This window comes from Actinoallomurus acaciae (assembly GCF_042429965.1).
In the GTDB taxonomy this organism is placed as follows: domain Bacteria; phylum Actinomycetota; class Actinomycetes; order Streptosporangiales; family Streptosporangiaceae; genus Actinoallomurus; species Actinoallomurus acaciae.
On the sequence record NZ_JBHLZP010000721.1, the window covers coordinates 1 to 3,280 of the forward strand.

The 3,280-nt window shown below is 73.0% G+C and carries 5 protein-coding genes; 3 read left to right on the plus strand and 2 right to left on the minus strand.

Annotation, left to right across the window (positions count from 1 at the left end):
- Nucleotides 1-597, plus strand: a 597-nt coding sequence (locus ACFFNX_RS45715; RefSeq protein WP_378212588.1) for an EamA family transporter, incomplete at its 5' end; no start/stop codon positions are given.
- Here ACFFNX_RS45715 and ACFFNX_RS45720 read toward each other — a convergent pair.
- Together ACFFNX_RS45720 and ACFFNX_RS45725 are read right to left on the minus strand one after the other, a co-directional pair.
- On the minus strand, nt 578-1,315 hold the full coding sequence (locus tag ACFFNX_RS45720) for an ABC transporter permease (RefSeq protein WP_378212589.1): 738 nt from the start codon (nt 1,313-1,315) through the stop codon (nt 578-580). The genes ACFFNX_RS45715 and ACFFNX_RS45720 overlap by 20 nt on opposite strands.
- Nucleotides 1,305-2,234 (minus strand): ATP-binding cassette domain-containing protein, encoded by a 930-nt coding sequence (locus tag ACFFNX_RS45725; RefSeq protein ID WP_378212590.1) that lies wholly within the window; start codon nt 2,232-2,234, stop codon nt 1,305-1,307. The genes ACFFNX_RS45720 and ACFFNX_RS45725 overlap by 11 nt, the downstream gene beginning before the upstream one ends.
- Before the next feature lie 71 nt (nt 2,235-2,305).
- Between ACFFNX_RS45725 and ACFFNX_RS45730 the strand changes: the two genes are divergently transcribed.
- Nucleotides 2,306-2,959, plus strand: coding sequence for a TetR/AcrR family transcriptional regulator (locus ACFFNX_RS45730; protein ID WP_378212592.1), 654 nt, complete (start codon nt 2,306-2,308; stop codon nt 2,957-2,959).
- A gap of 102 nt (nt 2,960-3,061) precedes the next feature.
- Nucleotides 3,062-3,280 (plus strand): ferredoxin (locus ACFFNX_RS45735; RefSeq protein WP_378212593.1); only part of this gene is annotated, 219 nt, incomplete at its 3' end.

Genomic DNA, 3,280 nt, shown 5'->3' on the forward strand with positions numbered 1-3,280 from the left:
CGTTCGGCCGCGGTCGGGGTCGGCATCGCGCTGGTCGGCCTCGCCTGTGTGGTGCAGGTGTGGGCGGGGCTGCGGCTGGACCTGATCGGCGTGCTCGCCGGGCTGGGGGCGGCGGCGTGCCAGGCCGCGTTCTTCCTGGCCGCCGACCGGGCCGTCGGGCGCGTCGACCCGCTCGTCATGACCGCCACCGGCTTCGCCATCGCCGTGGTCGTCCTCGCCGTCTGCGCCCCGCCGTGGAACGTGCCCTGGCACGAGTTCGGCGTGGAGGTCGCGCTCGGCGGCCACACCGCGCCCGGCTGGCTCCTGCTCACGCTGCTGGTACTGATCAGCACGGTCGTCGCGTACGTCACCAGCGTCGCCGCCGTGCACCGGCTGTCGGCGCCGATCGCGGGCGCCGTGGGCTACGTCGAGGCGGTCGCGGCGGCGGTGTTCGCCTGGGTGATCCTGGGCGAGCACCTGTCCCCGGTCCAGCTCGCGGGCGGCCTGATCGTGCTGGTCGGCGCGTTCGTCGCCCAGCGGTCGGTGGCCGCCCGCGGGCAGGTGATCGGGGAGCTGCCCGTCATGGAGACCGTCGGCGTCACGCGTTCCAGCGGCTGAACGTGCGGGTGCCGACCGCGACGGCGGCCACCGCGAACGCCGGCAACACGATGACGCCGCCGGTCAGCGCGGCCGAGGCGTAACGGCCGGCGAAGGCCGCCCGCAGTCCCTCCACCGCGTACCGGAACGGCGTCGCGCGGGAGAGCACGTCGAGCCACGCCGGCGCCGTGGACATCGGCAGCAGCGCCCCCGACAGCAGCAGCATCGGCACGATGACCGTGCTGGACAGCGGTGCGAACATCTCCTGGCGGCGGAGCGTGAGCGCGAAGGCGTACGACAGCGCGGCGAGGCCGACGGCCAGCGGCACGAGCAGCGCCAGGCCGACGAGCAGCCCGGCGAGCGGCGCCCGGAACCCGAACGCGAACCCCACGGCGATGACGAGCAGCGACTGGCCCAGCAGCACGACCACGTTGGTGAGCACGCGGCCCAGCAGCAGCGCGGTACGCGGGGCGGGGGTGACCCGCTGGCGGTCGAGCACGCCGAAACGCGCGTCGAAGACGATGCCGAAGCCGGCCAGCCCCGCGCTCAGCAGCGCCAGCTGCATCAGGACGCCGGGCACGAACACCTGCCAGCTGCCGGGCCCCAGGTAGGTGGTCAGCAGCGGGCCGAACAGCGCGAGGTTGAGGACGGGCTGGAGCACGCCGAACACCAGTCCGAGCCGGCTGCCCAGGGACAGCCGCAATTGGTGCCGGAAGATCAGCCAGGTGTCATGCGGCATGGGCCGCCTCCGGTGAGGTCAGGGCGAGGAAGACGTCGTCGAGGGTGGGCCGGGTCAGGCGCACCGACCGCGGCTCCACGCCGCCGGCGTCCAGGGCGCGGGTGAGCTGGAGGAGGATGCGGTCGCCGTGCTCGACGGTGAGACGCAGCGTCCCGCCGGTGACCCGCACCTCGCGTACGGCGTCCAGGCCGGCGAGCGCGGCCCGGGCCTGACCCGGGTCACCGTCGATCTCGACGGTGACGATGTCGCCGGACAGGCGGCGCTTGAGGTCATCGGGCGTGCCCTCGCCGATGACGCGTCCCCGGTCGATGATGAGGATCCGGTCGCACAGCGCGTCGGCCTCCTCCAGGTAATGGGTGGTCAGGAAGATCGCGGTGCCGTGTTCGTCGCGCAGCCGCCGGACGTGGCGCCACACCTCGGCGCGGCTCTGCGGGTCCAGGCCGGTCGTCGGTTCGTCCAGGAACACCAGCGCGGGGACGTGCACGATGCCCAGGGCGATGTCGAGGCGGCGTTTCTGCCCGCCGGACAGGGAGCCGACGGGCCGGTCGGTGAGCCCGAACCGTTCCAGCAGCTCCTGCGCCCGGGCGTGCGGGTCCGGCACCCGGTACAGCCGCGCCTGCAGCACCAGTTCCCGCATGACCGTGCAGGAGGGGTTCGTCGTGCCGCCCTGGGCGACATAGCCGATGTGGCGGCGCACGCCGGCGGGGTCGGCGGTCAGGTCGCACCCGGCCACCGTCGCGGTGCCGGCCGTCGGGCGCAGCAGAGTGGTCAGCATCCGCAGGGTGGTCGTCTTGCCGGCGCCGTTCGGGCCGAGGAATCCGACGATCTCTCCGGCTCTCACGGTGAGGTCGACGCCGCGGACCGCCTCCGCGCCGGTGAAGGACTTGGCGAGGCCACGCGCCTCGATGACGTGATCCATGCCGCCCACACTGGCACAATATTGGTGTCACTACAAATTTAGTGTGACACCAAGTAGGTACGATCGGCGGCGTGGCAGAAGAACTGAGCCTGCGCGAGCGCAAGAAGCGCGAGACCCGTCAGCGCATCGCGGACGTCGCCATGGGCCTGTTCATGCTGCGCGGGTTCGAGAAGGTCACGGTCGCCGAGGTCGCCGAGGCGGCCGACGTGTCGGTCAACACGGTCTTCAACTACTTCCGCACCAAGGAGGATCTGTTCTTCGACCGGCAGGACTCCGCGGTGCGGGGGCTCGGGCGCGTGGTGGCCCGCCGGCCGGCGGGCCGGTCGGCCGTCGAGGCGGTGCGCCGCGACTTCCACGCCGCCCTGGAAGAGCGCGACTGGCGGTACGGGATCGCCGGCGGCGCCGCCGACTTCCACCGCATGGTGGCCGAGAGCCCGGCCCTGACCTCGCGGATCCGGCATATGCACGAACTGCGCGAGGAGTACCTGGCAGAGGTGCTGGCCGACGAGACCGATGCCGACCCCGACGACCCGACCCCGCGGTTCGTCGCCGCCCAACTGGTCGCGCTGACCCGTACGGTCACGGGTGAGTACCTGCGGCGGCGGCTGGCCGGCGAGAGCCTGGAGGCGATCCTCCCGCACCTGCGCGCGGCGGCCGACCGCGCCTTCGACCTGCTCGAGAACGGCATCGGCGCCTACGCCGTCAAACAGGCTTCCGCCGAATGAGCCGTCACCTGGGGAAACTACCGGCCGCCGAACCCGGGTAGGTCCCCGGTAACGGGGGACGGGCGGAACGCGCGCCCGGAAGGGGGGACCCGGGTGAGAGTCGTGGTCGATCTGACACGGTGCCAGGGGTACGGGCAGTGCGTCTTCATGGCGCCGGAGGTCTTTTCGATGAACGGCCGTGAGGCGCTCGCCTACGACCCCGCCCCCTCCGAGGACCAGCGCCAGAACGTGCTGCGGGCCGCGGCGGCCTGTCCCGTGCAGGCGCTGCACGTCGAGCGGGCCACCGCGGCGGGCCCCGAGACCGGGCCGTACGCCGCGGAC